Annotated in this window: 19 protein-coding genes; 15 read left to right on the forward strand and 4 right to left on the reverse strand. The window is 61.5% G+C overall.

Annotated features, from left to right (window positions below; translation table 11 throughout):
- Together ilvA and AC1DLB_RS06730 are read left to right on the forward strand one after the other, a co-directional pair.
- On the forward strand, nucleotides 1-1108 hold a 1108-nt coding region (ilvA, locus tag AC1DLB_RS06725; protein ID WP_477784772.1), incomplete at its 5' end, for a threonine ammonia-lyase, biosynthetic.
- Between the two features lie 39 nt (nucleotides 1109-1147).
- A complete protein-coding gene (locus AC1DLB_RS06730; protein WP_018928654.1) occupies nucleotides 1148-1576 on the forward strand; it encodes a DUF2269 domain-containing protein in 429 nt (142 codons plus the stop codon).
- 117 nt (nucleotides 1577-1693) lie between these two features.
- Here AC1DLB_RS06730 and AC1DLB_RS06735 read toward each other — a convergent pair whose 3' ends face one another.
- Nucleotides 1694-2350 carry a histidinol-phosphatase gene (locus AC1DLB_RS06735; protein ID WP_018928655.1) on the reverse strand — a complete coding sequence of 219 codons (657 nt, stop codon included), beginning with the start codon at nucleotides 2348-2350 and terminating at the stop codon, nucleotides 1694-1696.
- Between the two features lie 143 nt (nucleotides 2351-2493).
- On the opposite strand from AC1DLB_RS06735, the gene AC1DLB_RS06740 reads away from it, so the two are divergent.
- Together AC1DLB_RS06740 and ptsP are read left to right on the forward strand one after the other, a co-directional pair.
- A complete protein-coding gene (locus AC1DLB_RS06740; protein ID WP_007897732.1) occupies nucleotides 2494-2973 on the forward strand; it encodes an RNA pyrophosphohydrolase in 480 nt (159 codons plus the stop codon).
- 22 nt (nucleotides 2974-2995) lie between these two features.
- Nucleotides 2996-5275, forward strand: a complete 2280-nt coding sequence (ptsP, locus tag AC1DLB_RS06745; protein WP_018928656.1) for a phosphoenolpyruvate--protein phosphotransferase — start codon at nucleotides 2996-2998, stop codon at nucleotides 5273-5275.
- A 175-nt stretch (nucleotides 5276-5450) separates the two neighbouring features.
- On the opposite strand, the gene AC1DLB_RS06750 is transcribed toward ptsP, so the two are convergent.
- A complete protein-coding gene (locus AC1DLB_RS06750; protein ID WP_477784773.1) occupies nucleotides 5451-6197 on the reverse strand; it encodes an NRDE family protein in 747 nt (248 codons plus the stop codon).
- A gap of 134 nt (nucleotides 6198-6331) precedes the next feature.
- Here AC1DLB_RS06750 and AC1DLB_RS06755 point away from each other — a divergent pair, with 134 nt between their 5' ends.
- The 3 genes from AC1DLB_RS06755 (at nucleotide 6332) to AC1DLB_RS06765 (ending at nucleotide 9046) form a co-directional block, all read left to right on the forward strand.
- On the forward strand, nucleotides 6332-7114 hold the full coding sequence (locus AC1DLB_RS06755; protein WP_105340765.1) for a sulfite exporter TauE/SafE family protein: 783 nt from the start codon (nucleotides 6332-6334) through the stop codon (nucleotides 7112-7114).
- 83 nt (nucleotides 7115-7197) lie between these two features.
- Nucleotides 7198-8010, forward strand: a complete 813-nt coding sequence (gene lgt, locus AC1DLB_RS06760; RefSeq protein ID WP_064621002.1) for a prolipoprotein diacylglyceryl transferase — start codon at nucleotides 7198-7200, stop codon at nucleotides 8008-8010.
- 64 nt (nucleotides 8011-8074) lie between these two features.
- Nucleotides 8075-9046, forward strand: a complete 972-nt coding sequence (locus AC1DLB_RS06765) for a thymidylate synthase (protein ID WP_064621000.1) — start codon at nucleotides 8075-8077, stop codon at nucleotides 9044-9046.
- Between the two features lie 93 nt (nucleotides 9047-9139).
- Here AC1DLB_RS06765 and cadR read toward each other — a convergent pair whose 3' ends face one another.
- Entirely contained in the window at nucleotides 9140-9589 is a 450-nt protein-coding gene (gene cadR, locus AC1DLB_RS06770; RefSeq protein ID WP_007897786.1) for a Cd(II)/Pb(II)-responsive transcriptional regulator, read from the reverse strand.
- 84 nt (nucleotides 9590-9673) lie between these two features.
- Here cadR and AC1DLB_RS06775 point away from each other — a divergent pair, with 84 nt between their 5' ends.
- The 8 genes from AC1DLB_RS06775 to AC1DLB_RS06810 all read left to right on the forward strand — a co-directional run bounded on the left by AC1DLB_RS06775 (nucleotide 9674) and on the right by AC1DLB_RS06810 (nucleotide 19057).
- Nucleotides 9674-11986: a heavy metal translocating P-type ATPase gene (locus AC1DLB_RS06775; protein WP_477784774.1), complete on the forward strand. Its 2313-nt coding sequence runs from the start codon at nucleotides 9674-9676 to the stop codon at nucleotides 11984-11986.
- A gap of 16 nt (nucleotides 11987-12002) precedes the next feature.
- A complete protein-coding gene (locus AC1DLB_RS06780; RefSeq protein WP_018928662.1) occupies nucleotides 12003-12866 on the forward strand; it encodes a LysR family transcriptional regulator in 864 nt (287 codons plus the stop codon).
- Between the two features lie 19 nt (nucleotides 12867-12885).
- A complete protein-coding gene (locus tag AC1DLB_RS06785) occupies nucleotides 12886-13926 on the forward strand; it encodes a putative 2-aminoethylphosphonate ABC transporter ATP-binding protein (protein WP_477784775.1) in 1041 nt (346 codons plus the stop codon).
- The gene (locus tag AC1DLB_RS06790) at nucleotides 13926-15650 is read left to right on the forward strand and encodes a putative 2-aminoethylphosphonate ABC transporter permease subunit (RefSeq protein WP_477743614.1); all 1725 of its coding nucleotides are present in this window, start codon (nucleotides 13926-13928) and stop codon (nucleotides 15648-15650) included. The genes AC1DLB_RS06785 and AC1DLB_RS06790 overlap by 1 nt, the downstream gene beginning before the upstream one ends.
- Before the next feature lie 32 nt (nucleotides 15651-15682).
- Nucleotides 15683-16708 (forward strand): putative 2-aminoethylphosphonate ABC transporter substrate-binding protein, encoded by a 1026-nt coding sequence (locus AC1DLB_RS06795; RefSeq protein WP_477784776.1) that lies wholly within the window; start codon nucleotides 15683-15685, stop codon nucleotides 16706-16708.
- 138 nt (nucleotides 16709-16846) lie between these two features.
- Nucleotides 16847-17980 (forward strand): TIGR03364 family FAD-dependent oxidoreductase, encoded by a 1134-nt coding sequence (locus AC1DLB_RS06800; RefSeq protein WP_477784777.1) that lies wholly within the window; start codon nucleotides 16847-16849, stop codon nucleotides 17978-17980.
- The gene (locus AC1DLB_RS06805; protein WP_018928667.1) at nucleotides 17980-18546 is read left to right on the forward strand and encodes a phosphonate degradation HD-domain oxygenase; all 567 of its coding nucleotides are present in this window, start codon (nucleotides 17980-17982) and stop codon (nucleotides 18544-18546) included. The genes AC1DLB_RS06800 and AC1DLB_RS06805 overlap by 1 nt, the downstream gene beginning before the upstream one ends.
- 85 nt (nucleotides 18547-18631) lie before the next feature.
- On the forward strand, nucleotides 18632-19057 hold the full coding sequence (locus tag AC1DLB_RS06810) for a hypothetical protein (RefSeq protein WP_028939094.1): 426 nt from the start codon (nucleotides 18632-18634) through the stop codon (nucleotides 19055-19057).
- A gap of 10 nt (nucleotides 19058-19067) precedes the next feature.
- Here the strand turns inward: AC1DLB_RS06810 and AC1DLB_RS06815 are convergent.
- Nucleotides 19068-19691 (reverse strand): DUF3482 domain-containing protein (locus AC1DLB_RS06815; RefSeq protein WP_477784778.1); only part of this gene is annotated, 624 nt, incomplete at its 5' end.

Below are 19691 nucleotides of genomic sequence, written 5' to 3' on the forward strand. Positions count from 1 at the left end.
CGAAAAAGGCTACGTCTACATTCACCCCTACGACGATCCCCACACCATTGCCGGGCAGGGCACGGTGGCCATGGAGATTCTGCGCCAGCACCCGGGGCGTCTGGATGCGATCTTCGTTCCGGTGGGCGGTGGCGGATTGATCGCCGGGATTGCGGCGTACGTGAAATACCTGCGTCCGGACATCAAGATCATCGGCGTCGAACCGGATGACTCCAACTGCCTGCAAGCCGCCATGGCGGCCGGTGAGCGCGTGGTGTTGCCGACCGTGGGCCTGTTTGCCGATGGCGTCGCGGTGGCGCAGATCGGCCAGCACACCTTCGATATCTGCAAAGACTACGTTGATGAAGTGATCACCGTCAGCACCGATGAAATCTGTGCGGCGATCAAGGATATCTACGACGATACCCGCTCGATCACTGAACCTGCCGGCGCCTTGGGCGTGGCCGGGATCAAGAAATACGTCGAGCAACGTGGCGTCACCGGCCACACCTTCGTGGCCATCGATTCCGGCGCCAACGTCAACTTCGACCGCTTGCGACACGTCGCCGAGCGTGCCGAGCTGGGCGAGGGCCGCGAAGCCATCATCGCCGTGACCATCCCCGAGAAACCGGGCAGCTTCAAGGCGTTCTGCGAAGCCATCGGCAAGCGCCAGATCACCGAATTCAACTACCGCTATAACACCGGCAGCGAAGCGCACATCTTTGTCGGCGTGCAGACCCATCCGGAAAACGACCCGCGCAGTGCGCTGCTCGCCAGCCTGACCGAGCAGGGTTTTCCGGTACTCGACCTGACCGACAACGAACTGGCCAAATTGCACATTCGCCATATGGTTGGCGGGCGTGCCGCCCAGGTGGTCGATGAGGTGGTGCTGCGCTTCGAGTTCCCGGAGCGTCCGGGTGCGTTGTTCAACTTCCTCAACAAGCTCGGTGGGCGCTGGAATATTTCGATGTTCCACTACCGCAACCACGGCGCGGCGGATGGCCGTGTGGTCGCGGGCCTGCAAGTGCCCCACGACGAGCGTCATCTGGTACCGGCGGCGCTGGAAGAAATCGGCTACCCGTACTGGGACGAAAGCGACAACCCGGCCTATCAGCTGTTTCTCGGCTGAGCGGCTACGCTGATGGGCAGCCTATAAGGAATTCGAACAATGGAAACGTTAACCGCCCTCAAAGTCGCGCATGGCGTGGCGACGGTGCTGCTGTTGATCAGCGCACTGGGGCTGGCAATCTGGGTCTGGCGCACTCGTCGTAACGGTGATGCGACGGCGCCTGCGCGTACCTTGCAGCGACCGCAGGTGTTCATCTGGTTGTTGATGGGCCTGGCGCTGTTGAGCATGCCGTTTACCGGCTGGTGGATGGTGCATCTGGTGGGCTGGCCGTTGGGGCAGACCTGGTTGCTGGCGTCCAGTGTGCTGTACACCGTGGCGGCGCTGGGCTGGTTCTGGCTGCTGGTGCGGCTCAATCGGCTGCGCAAGGCGCCGGCGGCGGGGAATGGGAAGTTTACGTTGGCGTTGGCGTTGTTCAGTTTTGTCTGCTTGATCGCCATTGCGGGGTTGATGGGGGCCAAGCCGGTATAGCGCGGAATCTGTAGCTGCTGCGAGGTGCGAGGCTGCGATGGGCTGCGAAGCGGCCCCGAAGGGCGGTCCTGCGGACCGCAACGCAGCCTCGTACCTCGGCAGCTGCTACAGGCTTAATCAATCGCGCAAACTGATCACCGGCCAGCCACGTTTCTCGGCCTCGGCCCGCAAGTTAGGGTCCGGATCGACCGCGATCGGATTCGTCACTTGCTCCAGCAACGCCAAGTCGTTCATCGAGTCGCTGTAGAAATAACTGTCTTCCAGGCTGTGGCCGGTTTCTTCCAGCCAACGATTCAACCGGGTCACCTTGCCTTCACGGAAGCACGGGATATCGGTGCTGCGCCCGCTGTACCGGCCGTCGATCATTTCGCATTCGGTGGCGATCAGGGTTTCAACGCCTAAACGCGTGGCAATCGGCCCGGTCACAAAACGGTTGGTGGCGGTGATGATGACCAGCTTGTCGCCGGCCTCACGGTGTTGGGCCAACAGTTCGAGGCCCTTGGGCAGCACGAGCGGTTCGATGCAGTCGCGCATGTAATCCAGGTGCCATTGATCCAGTGTCGCCATTTCGGTGCGGCCGAGGACTTCCAGGCAGAAGTTCAGGTAGGCGGCCTGATCCAGCTTGCCGGCCAGGTAGTCCTGATAGAACTCGTCGTTGCGTGCCTTGTAGGCGACGGCGTCGAGGAAACCGCGTTCGCACAGATAATCGCCCCAGGCGTGGTCACTGTCGCCGCCCAGAAGCGTGTTGTCCAAGTCGAATAAAGCCAGCCGCATTGCAGTTACTCGCTGAAAAGTCTGTAGAAAGGTCTCCAGAATACGGACTTTTCACAAGAGTGCACATAAGGTAGGTCGGCTCGTTGCTGCTTTCACAACCTTTGTGGAACAATGCGGCGACATGCGTTTGCGAGGTTGTTGCCGTGATCGACCCCGATGGTTTCCGCCCCAATGTCGGGATCATTCTGACGAATGATGCTGGCCAGGTGCTATGGGCTCGCCGAATCAATCAAGATGCCTGGCAGTTTCCACAGGGCGGGATCAACCCCCAGGAGACGCCGGAAGACGCCTTGTACCGCGAGTTGAACGAAGAAGTGGGCCTGGAGCGCGAAGATGTTGAAATTCTCGCCTGCACCCGGGGCTGGTTGCGTTATCGTTTGCCGCAACGTCTGGTCAGAACGCACAGCCAACCGCTGTGCATCGGCCAGAAGCAGAAATGGTTTCTCCTGCGCCTGATCTCCAACGAGCAGCGGGTGCGGATGGATTTGACCGGTAAACCGGAATTCGATGGCTGGCGCTGGGTCAGCTATTGGTATCCGTTGGGCCAGGTGGTGACATTCAAGCGCGAGGTGTATCGACGCGCTCTCAAAGAGCTTGCCCCGCGCCTTTTAGCGCGCGACTGACGACGGAGTTCGACCCCGAGCCATGCTCAATACGCTGCGCAAGATCGTCCAGGAAGTTAACTCCGCCAAGGATCTCAAGGCGGCGTTGGGGATTATTGTGTTGCGCGTCAAAGAGGCCATGGGCAGCCAGGTCTGCTCGGTCTACCTGCTTGATCCAGAGACCAACCGCTTCGTGCTGATGGCCACCGAGGGCTTGAACAAGCGCTCGATCGGCAAAGTCAGCATGGCACCCAACGAAGGTCTGGTCGGCCTGGTCGGCACGCGTGAAGAACCCCTGAACCTCGAAAACGCCGCGGATCACCCGCGCTACCGTTACTTCGCCGAGACCGGTGAAGAGCGCTACGCGTCGTTCCTCGGGGCGCCGATCATTCACCACCGCCGCGTCGTCGGCGTGTTGGTCATTCAACAAAAGGAACGCCGCCAGTTCGATGAGGGTGAAGAAGCCTTCCTCGTGACCATGAGCGCGCAGCTCGCCGGCGTTATCGCCCATGCCGAGGCCACCGGTTCGATCCGTGGCCTGGGCCGTCAGGGCAAAGGTATCCAGGAAGCAAAGTTCGTCGGCGTACCGGGTTCGCCGGGCGCGGCGGTCGGCACCGCAGTCGTCATGCTGCCGCCGGCCGATCTGGATGTGGTGCCGGACAAGACCATCACCGACATCGATGCAGAACTTGGGCTGTTCAAGACGGCCATCGAAGGCGTGCGCGCCGACATGCGTGCCTTGTCCGCCAAGCTGGCAACCCAGCTGCGACCTGAAGAGCGGGCGCTGTTCGACGTCTACTTGATGATGCTCGACGATGCCTCGCTCGGCAGCGAAGTCACCACCGTGATCAAGACCGGTCAGTGGGCCCAGGGCGCGTTGCGTCAGGTGGTTACCGATCACGTCAACCGTTTCGAACTGATGGACGACGCCTACCTGCGTGAGCGGGCCTCGGACGTCAAGGACCTCGGCCGCCGTTTGCTCGCCTACTTGCAGGAAGAGCGGCAGCAGACGCTGGTCTACCCCGACAACACCATTCTGGTCAGCGAAGAACTGACGCCGGCGATGCTCGGCGAGGTGCCGGAAGGCAAGCTGGTGGGCCTGGTGTCGGTACTCGGTTCCGGCAACTCCCACGTGGCGATCCTGGCGCGCGCCATGGGTATTCCGACGGTGATGGGCCTGGTCGACCTGCCGTACTCCAAGGTCGACGGCATCCAGATGATCGTCGACGGCTACCACGGCGAGGTCTACACCAACCCGAGTGACGTGCTGCGCAAGCAGTTCGCCGACGTGGTCGAGGAAGAGAAACAACTGGCCCTCGGGCTGGATGCATTGCGCGACCTGCCGTGCGTAACGGTCGATGGCCACCGCATGCCGCTGTGGGTCAATACCGGCCTGCTGGCGGATGTGGCACGGGCGCAGAAGCGCGGTGCCGAGGGCGTGGGCCTGTACCGCACCGAAGTGCCGTTCATGATCAACCAGCGTTTCCCGAGTGAAAAGGAACAGCTGGCGATCTATCGCGAGCAACTTGCCGCGTTCCATCCACAACCAGTGACCATGCGTAGCCTGGACATTGGCGGTGACAAGGCGCTGTCGTACTTCCCGATCAAGGAAGACAACCCGTTCCTCGGCTGGCGCGGGATTCGCGTGACCCTCGACCACCCGGAAATCTTCCTGGTGCAGACCCGCGCCATGCTCAAGGCCAGCGAAGGCCTGAACAACCTGCGTATTCTGCTGCCGATGATTTCCGGCACCCATGAACTGGAAGAAGCCTTGCACCTGATCCACCGGGCCTGGGGCGAAGTCCGCGACGAAGGCACCGACGTGCCGATGCCGCCGGTTGGCGTGATGATCGAGATTCCGGCAGCGGTGTATCAGACCAAGGAACTGGCGCGGCAGGTGGACTTCCTGTCGGTCGGCTCCAACGACCTGACTCAGTACCTGCTGGCCGTGGACCGAAACAACCCACGGGTGGCCGACCTCTACGACTACCTGCACCCGGCGGTGCTGCAAGCCCTGCAGAGCGTGGTGCGCGATGCGCATGCCGAAGGCAAACCGGTGAGTATCTGCGGCGAAATGGCCGGTGACCCGGCGGCGGCAGTGCTGTTGATGGCAATGGGCTTCGACAGCCTGTCGATGAACGCCACCAACTTGCCGAAAGTGAAGTGGATGCTGCGTCAGATCAACCTGAGCAAGGCCAAGGAGTTGCTGGCGGAGCTGATGACCATCGACAACCCGCAAGTTATCCACAGCTCGCTGCAACTGGCGCTGAAAAACCTTGGGTTGGCACGGATGATCAATCCGGCTTCGGTCAAGACCCTCTAGGTCAGCGGCGGCCCTGTGGCGAGGGAGCTTGCTCCCGTTCGGCTGCGAAGCAGTCGTGATTCAGCCGATGCGATCTTTATGAAAGAACGCATCGGCCGGATCGGGAGCGCTTCGCGCTCCAGCGGGACGGTGCGGCGATCCGACAAGCTCCCTCGCCACAATTAATCGCCCGACTTCAAATCCTGATCTCTACCTCCCCCAAATGCCCCCCATACGGCCCGAAACTCCGCTCGACCATATGCCGCATCCCATTTGCCTGAACAATCAACGCCGTGCTCGCCCGCGTCCCATAAGCCTGGCTCTTGATAAACACACTCGACAACAACGTCTCGGTGGCTTGCCCCACGCCAGTGTCCGGCAGCTCGGCAAGTGGTGCGATCTGCGGATCGCTCAGCAAGGCCAATAACGCCTGTGGTTGTGGATCGTCCAGGACTTCGCTCAACGCTGCCTTGGCCTTGAGCACTTTTGGCCACGGCGTATCCAGCCCCGCGTTCGATAACCCATAAATCCCTGGTTCGAGCCTGACCRCCGCGGTTTCCCGAGCGTTGAAGTGCCAGAGCTCTTTGGCATTGCCGGCCAGCAGATTGAACCCGGCATATTCAGCCGAACGTGCGATAACGTCGCTTAAATAGTCTTCAATGGGCGTTTCCCCGCTGAGAAACTGCGCCACCAGTTCGCCTCGCGACTTGGCGGCCGGCGGTTGAAGGGGATTACGGATGTTGGTCAGTGCGGCGAAGCGCCCATTGGCGCCGACACCGAGCCACGTACCGCCGGCCTCGAGGTCACGCCCGGCGTAGACATGCGGGGCGTGCGGCCATTGCGCCAGGGGCAGGCTGGGCCGGGCATAGAATTCGTCGCGGTTGGCCGCCACGATCAGCGGCTGGGCATGACCCGGCCGCCAGGCAAAGACAATCAGGCACATAAGGTGGTCCTTGTGTGTTTTTTGCTCACTCTACGCAGACATCGCTCATCGATCCATCGCCATCCGCAGTGGAGCCCGAGGCCATGCATCCGTTACCATGCCGCTCCTGTTTCGGGATGCTTGGGGATGTGGCCATGGAATTTCTGCTCTATCTGGCGCTGGGCGCCTGTGCGGGCGTGCTGGCCGGGCTGTTTGGGGTAGGCGGCGGGATTATCATCGTCCCGGTGCTGGTGTTCAGCTTCACCTTGCAGGGATTTGATCCGTCGATCCTGACGCATCTTGCAGTCGGTACTTCCCTGGCGACGATCATTTTTACGTCGGTCAATGCGGTTCGCGAACATCATCGCCGCGGCGCCGTGCGTTGGCCGATTTTTGCCTGGATGACTCTCGGCATTCTGATCGGTGCCGGTTTCGGCGCGCTGACCGCCGAAGCGATCTCCGGGCCGAATTTGCAGAAAATCATCGGCGTATTCGCGTTGATCATCGCTGTTCAACTCGCCTTGGACTTCAAGCCCAAGGCCAGCCGAACGGTGCCCGGTAAAGTCGGTCTGACCGTGGCCGGCAGTGTGATTGGCTGGGCTTCGGCGATTTTCGGGATCGGCGGCGGCTCGCTGACCGTGCCATTCCTGACCTGGCGCAGCGTACCGATGCAGCAAGCGGTGGCCACTTCGTCGGCCTGTGGCCTGCCCATCGCCTTGGCAAGTGCATTAAGTTTCATGATTCTGGGCTGGCACGATCCACTGCTGCCGGCCCATAGTCTCGGTTTTGTTTATTTGCCGGCGCTGCTGGGGATCGCTCTGACCAGCATGGTCTTCGCCCGCCTCGGTGCACGACTGGCCCACAGGCTGTCGCCACGCTTGCTGAAAAGACTGTTTGCCGCTTTGCTGTTTTGCGTCGGCTTGAACTTCCTGCTCTGACACCTAACGCAATCCTGGCTTAATCCTGGCGTGACAGCGTCGCCCGGGAATTTTGAAGGTTTCAACTCTAACGAGGAGTCGCAATGCTGCCTTACCCGCAGATCGACCCGGTGGCCCTGGCCATCGGTCCGCTGAAAATCCACTGGTACGGCCTGATGTATCTGGTCGGCATCGGCGGCGCGTGGCTGCTGGCGTCCCGTCGGCTGAACCGCTTCGACCCGACCTGGACCAAGGAGAAACTCTCCGACATGGTGTTCTGGATGTCGATGGGCGTCATCGTCGGCGGCCGCCTGGGTTATGTGCTGTTTTATGATCTGAGCGCTTACCTGGCCAACCCGATGTTGATCTTCGAAGTGTGGAAGGGCGGCATGTCGTTCCACGGTGGCTTCATCGGTGTGATGCTCGCAGCGTTGTGGTTTGGTAAAAAGAACAACAAGTCGTTCTTCCAGCTGATGGACTTCGTTGCGCCGATGGTGCCGATCGGTCTGGGTGCCGGGCGCATCGGCAACTTCATCAACGCCGAGTTGTGGGGCAAGCCGACCGACGTGCCGTGGGCGATGATCTTCCCGCCGTTCAGCGACCCGGCGCAGTTGCCGCGTCACCCGTCGCAGCTGTACCAGTTTGCGCTGGAAGGTGTGGCGCTGTTCCTGATCCTCTGGCTGTTCTCGCGCAAGCCACGGCCGACCATGGCGGTATCCGGGATGTTTGCGCTGTTCTATGGCATTTTCCGTTTCATTGTCGAGTTCGTCCGCGTTCCGGATGCGCAACTGGGCTATCTGGCGTGGAATTGGCTGACTATGGGCCAAGTGTTGTGCGTACCGATGATCGTCGGCGGTCTATTCCTGATCTGGCTGGCTTATCGACGCGCCCCGGCGGCCCCCGCAGCGGCTGTATAAGCAGCTGGCGCAAAAAATTCGAACCCCGGGGCGACGGCTCCGGGTTCAAGGACACAGGTAATTCATGAAGCAATATCTCGATCTGGTCGCCCACGTCATCAAGAACGGCACCAAACAGGCCAACCGCACCGGCGTTAACACCATCAGCTTTCCGGGTGCGATGCTGCGCTTCGATTTGCAGGAAGGTTTCCCGGCGATCACCACCCGCAAGATGGCCTTCAAGTCGGCCATCGGCGAGATGTGCGGTTTTCTGCGCGGGGTGAACAACGCCGCTGAATTCCGTGCGCTGGGTTGCAAGGTCTGGGACCAGAACGCCAACGAAAACGCCCAGTGGCTGGCCAACCCGTTCCGTCAGGGCGAAGACGACCTCGGCGAGATCTACGGCGTGCAATGGCGCAAATGGCCGGCGTATAAGCAAATCCCGGTCAGCAACCAGGCCGCCATCGAGCAGACCCTGAGCCAGGGTTATCGGCAGATTGCTGAAGGCGAAGAAGATGGCCAGGCGTATGTGGTGTTGTACAAGGCGATCGACCAGATCCGCCAGTGCGTCGACACCATCATCAAGGACCCAGGCAGCCGTCGCATTCTGTTCCACGGCTGGAACGTTGCGCAGCTCGATGAAATGGCCCTGCCGCCGTGCCACTTGCTGTACCAATTCCACCCGAATGTCGAGACCAGGGAAATCTCCCTGACCCTCTACATCCGCTCCAACGACCTGGGCCTGGGCACGCCGTTCAACCTCACCGAGGGCGCCGCGCTGCTGAGCCTGATCGGTCGCCTGACCGGTTACACGCCGCGCTGGTTCACCTATTTCATCGGTGATGCCCACGTCTACGAAAACCACCTGGACATGCTCAACGAACAGCTCAAGCGCGAGCCATTCGCCATGCCGAAGCTGAAGATCTCCGATCGCGTGCCGGAGTTCGCCAAGACCGGTGTGTACCAGCCGGAGTGGCTGGAGCTGATCGAGCCAAGTGATTTCTCGCTCGAAGGCTATGAGCACCACGCTCCGATGACGGCGCCGATGGCGGTCTGAGTCTGGCACCGCTTCGCGGTGTTCGCGGGCAAGCCTCGCTCCTACAGGTTCACACGATACCTGTAGGAGCGAGGCTTGCCCGCGAAGGCATTCTTAATGCCCATGGCTTCGGCCGACATGGGAATGCTCAACCTCCGTCGCCACAACCCCGCCACTCACCTCCAGCCGCTGCAAAATCCCGCACTGATCGATATCCGGCCCTTCGCTGCAGCGTTGGCGCAGGTCGAGCAGTTGTGTCTGCAAGGCCAGCAAGCCGTCGATTCGTGCCTTCACATGATGGATATGCTCGTCGATCAACGCGTTGACGTTTTCGCATTGATCCTGCGGGCTGTCGCGCAGGGCCAGCAGACTGCGGATTTCCTCCAGGGTCATGTCGAGGGTCCGGCAGTTGCGGATGAAGGTCAGGCGTTCGGCGTGGGCCTGGGTGTAGACGCGGTAATTGCCGTCGCTGCGGGCCGGTTCCGGCAGCAGGTTTTCGCGCTCGTAGTAGCGGATGGTTTCCACGGCGCAGTCGGTGAGTTTCGCCAGTTCTCCTATTTTCATCGCGTCAATCTCCAAAAGGGTGCTTGACCCTATAGTGGCTACAGGGTCTTTACTTGGCAACAGGCACCTTCATGGACGCGACCAATGAGCGATTCTCTTCACACCCACAAACCCGAGGCTGATCACGATCACGATCACGATCACGATCACGATCACGATCACGATCACAGCCACAAGCTGCAGCCTGTGCCCCAGCGTGCCCATGGTAGCCATGATCATGGCGGTCACGGCGATTCCTGCTGTTCCTCCAAAGCGGCGCCATCGCTGATCAAATTGAGCGAGACGCCGACCGCCGGCGCGCGGCTGAGCAGCTTCCGCATCGAGGCCATGGACTGCCCGACCGAGCAGACGCTGATCCAGAACAAACTCGGCAAGCTTGCGGGCGTGCAGCAACTGGAGTTCAACCTGATCAACCGGGTGTTGGGCGTGACCCATGACCTGCCAGGCACCGCGCCGATCATCGAGGCGATCAAGTCCCTCGGCATGCACGCCGAGCCGCTGGAGCAAGGCGTCGAAGCGCCAATACCTGTGCCAGAGAAAAAACCTTGGTGGCCATTGGCGCTGTCCGGCGTTGGTGCGTTGGCGGCTGAAGTGATCCACTTCACTAACGCGGCGCCCACTTGGGTGGTGGCGGTGATTGCGCTGATCTCAATCCTCAGTGGCGGCCTGGGTACCTATAAAAAGGGCTGGATCGCCCTGAAAAACCTCAATCTGAACATCAACGCGCTGATGAGCATCGCGGTGACCGGTGCGGTCCTGATCGGCCAGTGGCCGGAAGCGGCGATGGTGATGTTCCTGTTCACCGTCGCCGAGTTGATCGAAGCCAGGTCCCTGGACCGGGCGCGCAACGCCATCGGCGGACTGATGCAGATGGCGCCCGAGCAAGCCACGGTGCAGCAAGCCGACGGCAGTTGGGTCGCACAACCGGTGAAAAGCATCGAACTGGGCGCACGGGTGCGGGTGCGTCCCGGTGAGCGGATCGGTCTGGACGGCGAAGTGTTGTCTGGCAGCTCGACCATCAACCAGGCGCCGATCACCGGTGAAAGCCTGCCGGTCGAAAAAACCATCGGCGACAAAGTGTTCGCAGGCACCATCAACCAGTCCGGTTCACTGGATTACACCGTGACCGCAGCGGCCGACCACTCGACCCTCGCGCGGATCATCCACGCCGTCGAACAGGCCCAGGGCGCGCGGGCGCCGACCCAGCGCTTTGTCGACAGCTTTTCGAAAATCTACACACCGGCTGTATTCATCCTGGCCCTCGCCGTGGCGGTGATCCCGCCGCTGTTCATGGACGCGCTGTGGTTCGACTGGATCTATCGGGCACTGGTGTTGCTGGTGGTCGCCTGCCCATGCGCCTTGGTGATTTCCACTCCGGTGACCATCGTCAGCGGCCTCGCGGCAGCGGCGCGCAAAGGGATTCTGGTCAAGGGCGGCGTCTACCTGGAGCACGGCTACAAACTCGACTACCTGGCCCTCGACAAGACCGGCACCCTCACGCATGGCAAACCGGTGCAGACCGACTATTTGTCCCTCGACCCGACCGCCGATCAAACAGCCCCGGCCCTTGCGGCGGCGCTGGCTGGTCGCTCGGATCACCCGGTGTCGCTGGCCATCGCCAACGCGGCAGTTGTGGATAACCAGCGCGCGCCGCTGACTGTGGATAACTTCGAAGCCTTGGCGGGGCGTGGAGTACGCGGTGAGATCAATGGTGAGCTCTATCACCTGGGCAACCATCGACTGGTGGAAGACTTGGGCCTGTGTTCTCCAGCGCTGGAAGAAAAACTGTTTGCTCTGGAGAAACAGGGCAAGTCGGTGGTGCTGTTGCTCGACAAGTCGGGTCCGCTGGCCTTGTTTGCCGTCGCGGACACCGTGAAAGCGACCAGTCGCGAAGCGATCCAGYAGTTGCATGAACTGGGCATCAAAACCCTGATGCTGACCGGTGACAACGTTCACACCGCCGAGGTCATCGCCGCCCATGTGGGCATCGATCAGGCGCAAGGCGATCTGTTGCCAAGCGAGAAGCTGCAGGCCATCGAAACGCTGTATGCCCAGGGCTATCGCGTGGGGATGGTCGGCGACGGCATCAACGACGCTCCTGCACTGGCGCGGGCCGAGATCGGTTTCGCCATGGCGGCCGCCGGGACCGACACCGCCATCGAAACCGCCGATGTCGCCCTGATGGACGACGATCTGCGCAAGATCCCGGCCTTCATCAGCCTGTCGCGGCAGACCTCCAATATCCTCAAACAGAACATTGCCCTGGCATTGGTCATCAAAGCGATCTTTCTTGGGGTAACCTTCGCCGGGATCGCCACCATGTGGATGGCGGTGTTCGCCGACATGGGCGTGAGCCTGTTGGTGGTGTTCAACGGTTTGCGCCTGTTGCGCAAATAGACGATGAGGAACGGGTGTGCTGAGTGCCGAGCTGAAGGCGTTTTACATGGTGGCCCGGCTGGGCAGCATTACCCTGGCGGCGAAAAAGCTCGGCCTGAGCCAACCGACGGTGACGACCCAGATCCGGCACCTGGAAAGCCAGTATTCGGTTGAGCTGTTCTACCGTGGCGGCCGCCGCCTCAGCGTCAGCGACGAAGGTGCGCGGCTGTTGCCGATGGTCAAGGCACTGCTGCAGCAGGAAGCCGATATCGAGTTCTTCCTGCGTAACAGCGGTCAGGTCCAGGGCACGTTGCGCATCGCCGCCACGGCGCCGTATTACATCCTCGATCTGGTGAAGACCTTTCGCGAGCGCTTGCCGCAGGTGGAGGTGTCGGTGGAAATCGGCAACTCCCAGCAGGTGCTCGAAGCGCTGGAGGATTACCGGGTCGATGTCGCCGCGTCCTCGCAGTTGCTCGACGATGCGCGGCTGATCCGCCGGGTACTGGGCAGTGACCCGCTGGTGTTGGCGGTGCATCGTAATCATCCTCTGGCGGTGCATGACCATGTGCCGCTCAGTGCGCTGGCGGGGCACACCTTGTTGATGCGCGAGTCGGGCTCGACCACCCGGCGCTTGACCGAAGAGTTGCTGGCCAGTGCCGGGGTGAGTTTCGGGCCGCTGCTGGAGATTGGCAGCCGCGAGTCGATTCGTGAAGCGGTGCTGCGCAACATCGGCATCAGCATCATTGCCCGGCAGGAAGTGCCACACGACCCGCAATTGCGGGTGCTGACCCTCGAGAATGCGCCGCAGATTCCCGAGTACCTGTACTGCCTCAAGGAGCGAAAAGGCGCCCGGCTGCCGGCGGCGTTTCTCGGACTGGCACAGGAAATGGCCCCGGCGTAGATCCCTGTGGCGAGGGAGCTTGCTCCCGCTGGACTGCGCAGCAGGCCCATTTTCTGGGGCCGCTTCGCAACCCCTGGATAACGTTTCCCTCGACGTGACGGCCGGTGAACTGGTGTGTTTGCTGGGGCCGTCGGGTTGCGGCAAGACCACCTTGCTGCGTTGCATCGCCGGCCTTGAGCGCCAGGACAGCGGCGAGTTATACCTCGGTGATCGCGACGTTTCCCACCTGGCGCCTCAGGCCCGGGACTACGGCATTCTCTTCCAGTCCTACGCGCTGTTTCCCAATCTCACCGTCGAAGCGAACATCGCCTACGGCCTCGCCGGCAGCGGTCGCGATGAGGTGCGCAAGCGTGTCGGTCAGATGCTGGAGCTGGTTGGCCTCACCGGCAGCGAGAAAAAATACCCCGGCCAGTTGTCCGGCGGTCAGCAGCAACGCGTAGCGCTGGCCCGGGCTCTGGCGCCGGCCCCTTCCTTGTTGCTGCTGGACGAACCGATGTCGGCGCTCGACGCCCGGGTCCGCGAGCATCTGTGCACCGAGTTGCGCCAATTGCAGCGCAACCTCGGCATCACCACCCTGATGGTCACGCACAATCAGGACGAAGCCATGCTGATGGCCGACCGCATCGCCGTGATGAACAACGGCAAGGTCGAGCAGTACGCCACACCGCAGGACATCTACGACCGCCCGGCCACACCGTTTGTGGCGGAGTTCGTCGGTCAGGGCAACTGGCTGCCGTTCCGCCGTAGCAGCGACAGTCATGCCCTGGTCGGCGGGATGCACATGCGCCTGGCCGATGGTAGTGCGAAAACCGCGTCGGGCCGGTTGTTCTGCCGTCCCGAGGCGATCAACGTCAACCCGCTGGTGCATGAAGAAAACCTGTTCCCGGCCAAGGTTCGCGAAATCACTTTCCTCGGCAATCGTTGCCGCATGAGCTTCGAACTCGATCAGCTGCCGGGTCATGCATTGCTGGCGGAACTGGCGCCGGAAGCGATGCCGCGTCTCGGTGCGCAGCAGATCATGGTCGCCTTGCCGCCGCGTAGCCTGCAGGTGTTCGCCTGATGAGCGCGAACGTCGCGCTGCCGATACCGCACAAGCAGGTTCGGCAGGCCTCCCGTGCCGAGATCGGCGACCGGCTGTTCGTGGTCGGCGGCAAGCTGCTGTTGTTGGTGTTGCTCTGTGTGGCAGTGTTGATGCCGTTACTGGCGATCTTCTGGCGCGGGTTCAGTTCGCAGGCCGGGCAGGGCGGTGGTCTGGTGGCTGCCGGTGAATTGCTGACCGGTGCGAATTTCCATTGGTTGCTGGGTAACAGCCTGAAGGTTTCCCTCAGCGTGGCGGCGATGGTCGTACCGTTGGCCTACCTGTTTGCCTACGCCCTGCAACGCACGTTGATTCCCGGCAAAGGTATCTGGCGCGGTACATCGCTGCTGCCGTTGATGGCGCCGTCGATGTTGCCGGGGATTGCGCTGGTTTATCTGTTCGGCAATCAGGGCCTGTTGCGCGGTCTGTTTTCGGACAACATCTACGGCTTCTGGGGCATTGTGCTCGGCGAGGTCATCTACACCTTCCCGCACGCCTTGATGATTTTGCTGTCAGCGCTGTCCCTGGCGGATGCGCGACTGTTCGATGCCGCCTCCAGCATGGGCGCGAGCCCGGCGAAAGCCTTTCGCAGCATCACTTGGCCGGCGACGCGTCAGGCGGTGTTCGCAGCGTTCTGTCTGGTGTTCACCCTGACCATCACCGACTTCGGTGTGCCCGTGGTGGTCGGTGGCGACTATCAGGTATTGGCGCTGGAAGCCTACAAAGCGGTGGTCGGCCAGCAACAATTCGGTCGCGGCGCACTGATCGGCATGGTTCTGCTGCTGCCGGCGCTGTTCAGCTTTGGTGTCGACGCCTGGCTGCGTCGGCGTCATGGCGATTCCATGAGTGGTCGGGCGCAAGTCTTTCAGCCAATGCCGTCGAGGCTGCGCGACGGTTGTTATCTGGCCATCGTGCTGCTGATCTGCGCGGTGTTGCTGCTGGTGTTCGGCATGGCGGTGTACTCGTCGCTGGTGAAGTTCTGGCCGTACAACCTGTCGCTGTCGCTCAACCATTACCAGTTCAACGACACCGCGGGCGGCGGCTGGCTGGCCTATGGCAACAGCGTGAAGATGGCGTTGTGCACGGCGTTGATCGGCAGCGTGCTGATCTTCACCGGCGCCTACCTGATGGAGAAAACCCGTGGCCAGCGCGGGCTGAATCTGACACTGCGCATGCTCAGTTTCGTACCGATGGCGGTGCCGGGTCTGGTGCTGGGCCTGGGTTACGTCTTCTTCTTCAACCTCAGCGGCAATCCGCTGCATGTGCTCTACGGCAGCATGACGCTGCTGGTGGTTTGCACCATTGCTCACTATTTGACCACCGCGCAAATGACCGCCACCACCGCGCTGCGCCAGCTCGACGCCGAGTTCGAAGCCGCCGCGCTGTCGCTCAAGGCGCCGCTGTATCGGCATTACCTGCGAGTCACCGTGCCGATCTGCCTGCCAGCGTTGCTGGACATCGTGCGCTACCTGTTCGTCTCGGCCATGACCACCGTTTCGGCGGCGATCTTCCTCTACAGCCCCGACACCATTCTCGCGGCGGTGGCGGTGCTGAACATGGACGACGCCGGCAACGTCGGCGGTGCGGCGGCAATGTCGACCCTGATTCTGTTCACCTCGGCGGGCGTGTCCCTGCTGCTGGCCTGGGCCTCGCGCGGTTTATTGCGCCGCTCCCAGGCCTGGCGGCAGACCGCGCCCGGTCTTTGATTCACACCTTCAACTCACACAGGAATTGCACCATGTTCAAGCCCTTGGCCCTGGCCGCTGCTGTCCTCACCGCTTTCAGCCTGAACGCCTTCGCTGCGAAAACCGAGTTGACGGTGTACACCGCCCTCGAAGCCGAACAACTGAAGACCTACAAAGAAGCCTTCGAGAAGGCCAACCCGGACGTCGAGATCAAGTGGGTGCGCGATTCCACCGGCATCATCACCGCCAAGCTGCTGGCCGAAAAAGCTCGCCCGCAAGCCGACGCGGTGTGGGGTCTGGCGGCATCGAGCCTGGCGATCCTCGATCAGCAAGRCATGCTGCAAAGCTACGCGCCGAAGGACCTGGGCAAGATCGGCGGTAACTACCGTGATGTTGCCAACCCACCGGCCTGGGTCGGCATGGACGTGTGGGCGGCGACCATTTGCTTCAACACCGTCGAAGCCGAAAAGCAGGGGCTGAGCAAACCGGTCAGCTGGCAGGACCTGACCAAGCCTGAGTACAAAGGCAAGATCGTCATGCCCAACCCGGCCTCGTCCGGCACCGGTTTCCTCGACGTCAGCGCCTGGCTGCAAACCTTCGGCGAGAAGCAGGGCTGGCAGTACATGGACGACCTGCACCAGAACATCGGCCAGTACGTTCACTCCGGTTCCAAGCCGTGCAAGCTCGCCGCTGCCGGTGAATTCCCGATCGGTATTTCCTTCGAATACCCGGCTGTTCAACTGAAGCGCCAAGGCGCGCCGCTGGACATCATCCTGCCGAAAGAAGGCCTGGGCTGGGAGATCGAAGCGACTGCCGTGATCAAAGGCACCGCGCATGAAGAAGCAGCGAAGAAACTGGCCGACTTCTCTGCAAGCCCGGCGGCGATGGAGCTTTATAAAGAGAACTTTGCGGTGCTCGCGCAACCGGGTATTGCCAAGCCGCAGACTGAATTGCCGGCGGACTATGAGCAGCGCTTGATCAAGAACGACTTTGCCTGGGCCTCGAAGAATCGCGACGAGATCCTGACTGAATGGCGCAAGCGCTATGACGGCAAGTCCGAGAAAGTGGCTGCCAAGTAACTGACTCACACCTTGTGGCGAGGGAGCTTGCTCCCGYTGGACTGCGCAGCAGKCCCCYTCTTTTCAGRTAGAGAGGGGGGGCCGCTACGCGCCCCAGCGGGAGCAAGCTCCCTCGCCACAAAAAGCGGGATTATCTTCATGACACACCACAGCGACATGCTGATCGTCGGCGCCGGCATTCTAGGCCTGTCCCACGCCTATGCCGCCGTCAGGCGCGGCCTCAAGGTCAAAGTCTTCGAGCGCAGCGCCACACCATTGGGCGCATCTGTACGCAACTTCGGTCAGGCACTGGTCACCGGCCAGCCACCAGGGCCGATGCTCGAATTGGCCAGGGCCAGTCGAGAAATCTGGGGCCAATGGGCAGAACTTGCCGGCCTGCACCTCAAGCGCAACGGCTCGTACCTGTTCGCGCGTACCGAAGCGGAAGAACACCTGCTGGAAGCCTTCTGCGCCGGGCGTGCCGTGGAGCACGGTTACCGTGTCGAGCTGTTGCGCRGCAACCCATTGCGGGATTTATACGGCGGTCAGTTCAACCATCACCGCGTCGCGTTGCACGGCATGGACGACCAACAGCTGTATTCCCGCGAGGCGATTCCGGCATTGATCGACTACCTGCGCCGTGAGTTGGGCGTCGAGTTTCACTTTTCCACCCTGGTGCGCGACATCGAGCCGGGCCGCTTGCACAGCACCGCCGGCACCTTCAACGCGGGGCAGATCATCGTTTGCTCCGGCCACGATTATCAAACTTTGCTGGCCGAGCCGATTGCCGAACTCAACCCGCAAATCTGCCGCCTGCAAATGCTCCGCGCCCGGCCGCAGATCAACCTCAACCTGCAACACGCACTGCTCACCGGTCTGAGTTGCGTGCACTACGGCGCCTTCGCCGATCTGCCGGAAGCTGCGGCGGTACAGGCGCAAATTCTGCGCGAGGCGCCCCATCTGCATGAAAACGGCATTCACCTGCTGATCAGCCCGACACCGTACGGTGAGTTGATCATCGGCGACTCCCACMATTACGGCAGCGATCCATCACCGTTCAATGCCGAACAGGTGGACGACTGGATGCTCGAACTGGCCGAGCAGACGTTGGGCTGCAAAGTGCAAGTGGTCGAGCGCTGGCAGGGTGTTTACGGTTCACGCGGCCCCGGCCCGTTTTCTTTTCTGCGTCCGATGCCGGGTGTGAGCGTGGCGCTGATGCACTCCGGTGTCGGCATGAGCGTCGGGCCGGCGTTGGCGGAACGTAATGTCGCCAGCTTATTGGGAGACAGTTGATGGACCACCATCAGCAAGTGATCGCCGAGGTGTTCGGTCTGTACGAACGGTTTGGCGATAACGACTACATCGGTGAACCGGTGTCGCAGATCGAGCACATGTCGCAAGCGGCCGAACTGGCGATGGCCGAGGGCTTCGATGATGAAGTGGTACTGGCGGCGTTCTTTCACGACATCGGGCATCTCTGTGCCGAGGGGGCCGAGAGCATGGGTGGCTTCGGGGTGGTCAGCCATGAGCGTTTGGGCGCTGATTATTTGCGTCGGGCCGGTTTCAGCGAACGCATGGCGCGGCTGGTGGAATATCACGTGCAGGCCAAGCGTTATCTGACGCTCAGAGAGCCTGGGTACTACGAGCGTTTGAGTGAAGCCAGTCGGCGGACGCTGGAGTATCAGGGTGGGGTGATGAGTGCTGAAGAGGCTGAGGCTTTTGAGCTCGATCCATTGTGCGAGGTCAGTCTGCGGATGCGTCAGTGGGATGAGTGCGCCAAGGACATGGACGTGCCGGTGATGGACCTCGACGTCTTGAAACGCAAGGCTGCGGGCCTGTTGTCCGGCGTTCTGCGCTGAGTTGTCTGACACACGATAGGGAATCGGTTTATGGATCAACGCGCGTCGAAGCATCAATCTGGCCTTTTCGCAAAGGAGCGCATGGATGCATTTTTTGAAAGTGATTGCACAGGATCGAAGCGGGAAGGGCTCGGCAGATACCGTCGCTTTCCAGTTCTTTGAAGGTGAACAGTTGCAGCGCGAGGCGACGGACGCGGATCGTCAACAGCTCAAGTCGTTTGGCAAAACGTACTTGAAATGCGCCTGGTATAACGCGGATGAAGCTGAGGAGCGGCACTTGCGCATCTTCTCGCAGAATCCATCCGCTGACGGTACGCCTGAGACGGTACGACTGCATTTTCATGACGGACCGAGGATTGCCTACAAGGCTGCGGTCCGCGATCTGGATAACGATGGGGTTTTTGAGTGGGTGTTGAGCTCGGATGTGGACAATGACGGGCGAGCGAACAGGACCGATCGTAGCCGTGTGAAGGCATTGGCCAAAGAGTTTCTGAAACTGGATTGGCGCTGACGATCGTTGGTTAGAGCTGCTGCGCCAACACCTCAACCTGCTCCTGCCGCTCCGCCTGATTCACCTTCGAATGAGGATTGAGCGACGACCACTGCGGATGTGCCCGAGCCTTGTTCAGCGCTTCCGGCAGTTTGCCTTCGCGCCAGGTTTTGTCCTGTGGTGTGGCGACCTGAATGCTGTCCATCGCCGCGTGCCCGCGCTGGTTCAGGGCTTGCAACAGTTGTCGCTGACGCAGGGCCAACAACCGCAGCACGCTGTCGTCGACAGTCAGTTCTCGCTGGCCCTTGATCTTGCCCAGCAGGCGGCTGCCGTAACTGCGGGCGGTTTGCAGGGCGCCGCCGGCAATCGCTCCGGCCAGTGCCGCCGCGCCGAGGGTCAGGCCGCCCACCAGCAAATCGACGCCGGCCCCGGCCGCCGCGCCAGCCGCGATGCCACCGCCGACCCGTACACCGAGTTGTTTCAGGGTTTCCGGGTTGAACAGGTCATCGCCCCAGCGACCATCGAGCAGCGGCAGGTCACTGGCCGCCGCGTCCTGTGGGCGGAAGGCGTAGAGCTTGAGCAAGGCTTCGACGCAACGTTGTTCACGCTGACGCACCGCTTTGCGCAGTTCGCTGATCGCTTGCTGTTCCTGCTC

This window comes from Pseudomonas sp. 05N434 (assembly GCF_056396965.1).